Here is a 654-nt window from a genome sequence, read left to right as displayed (position 1 = left end):
GCCCGATAGCATGATCCGTTGTCGGTGATCACGCGCTCGATCCGGGTGATGCCGTGTGCAGCGAAGAACACGCGGGCATTGTTCATGAAATCGATAGCTGTTGCGGCGGTTTCGTTGTCGCGTGCCTCGGTGTACGCCAGGCGGGTGTTGCCGTCGATCGCGGAGTGCAGGTAGGTGTAGCCGATCCGAGTTTGCTTCGCTCGGGTCTTGTGTCGTTGGGATCGTTTGGCCTGCTCGGAACCTCGCCCGTGGGCACGCCAACCACCACCGTCCGGGATCTTCCCGACCTTTTTCACATCGACGTGCACCATCTGACCGGGCCGTTTCGCGACGATGGTCTGCGGTTTTCGGTTGTTCTCGCCGTTCGGATCGATGAACCGGCGACGATTCAGGCCAAGGTCCCGCAGGATTTTCGTGACCGTTCGACGAGCAATGGTGATGCCATCGGTGCGCAGTTCGAACGTGATCCGTGAGGCCGACCATTTCCGGGTCCGGCGCATCGCTTCGATCTCAGCCACGGCCTCTGCCGCTGTGGCGGTCGGTTGGTGCTTCGGCGCGCTGGATCGGTCCTGTAATCCCAGGTCACCGTACTTCCGATACCGGTTGACCCACTTGGAGGCGCATTGGCGGGAGATACCCATTTCGGCGGCTACG

Annotated in this window: 1 protein-coding gene; it reads right to left on the bottom strand. The window is 61.5% G+C overall.

Features of this window, described 5'->3' with window-relative positions; all coding sequences use genetic code 11:
• Nucleotides 1-654, bottom strand: a 654-nt coding sequence (locus tag ASU23_RS11130) for a leucine zipper domain-containing protein (RefSeq protein ID WP_058037919.1), incomplete at both ends; no start/stop codon positions are given.

It is taken from the genome of Rhodococcus sp. KB6 (assembly GCF_001445685.1).
Taxonomy (GTDB): Bacteria; Actinomycetota; Actinomycetes; order Mycobacteriales; family Mycobacteriaceae; genus Rhodococcus_F; species Rhodococcus_F qingshengii.
Note: the sequence above shows the minus strand (reverse complement) of the source record. Positions and strands in the feature narration are given on the sequence as shown.